Origin of the sequence: Methylobacterium sp. J-048 (assembly GCF_022829515.1) — a bacterium.
Lineage (GTDB): Bacteria > Pseudomonadota > Alphaproteobacteria > Rhizobiales > Beijerinckiaceae > Methylobacterium.
In genome coordinates this window covers 1-361 of sequence record NZ_JAKSYL010000022.1, presented here as the reverse complement: position 1 = coordinate 361, position 361 = coordinate 1, and the positions used below count along the sequence as shown (strand labels likewise).

The window sequence follows — 361 nt, the reverse complement described above, 5'->3', positions numbered from 1 at the left end:
GCCGAAGCTAACCCTCCTCTGCCACCTTGCGTCTGAGTCCGTGTTGCGTACTTGGCCCCTTCGCCGTGAGGAACGGCACGACGCCCCGAAAGCCCTGAAATTATGGGCTGCGGGGCAGCGATCGTCGCCTCCGGTCCCCATTCTCCACCGCGGCCTTCGCGAGCGAGCCTACCGTGCAACCTGTACAGCTTGGTCCGCGGACAGTCTGCTATTGGCCGGTTGTTCGGCGTCGAACACGATGACACTGGCAACCTACCACCGCTGCCCGGTATCTTCCCGAACACCGCGGCACCTGTGATCCGCATGCGCGACGGTGACCGTGCCCTGTCGATGATGCGCTGGGGTATGCCGTCGCCTGCCT

The 361-nt window shown here is 64.5% G+C and carries 1 pseudogene; it reads left to right on the top strand.

What is annotated here, in order from left to right:
* Window positions 1–120: 120 nt before the first annotated feature.
* Window positions 121–361 (top strand): annotated as a pseudogene (locus MKL09_RS00660) (SOS response-associated peptidase); the annotation flags it as partial.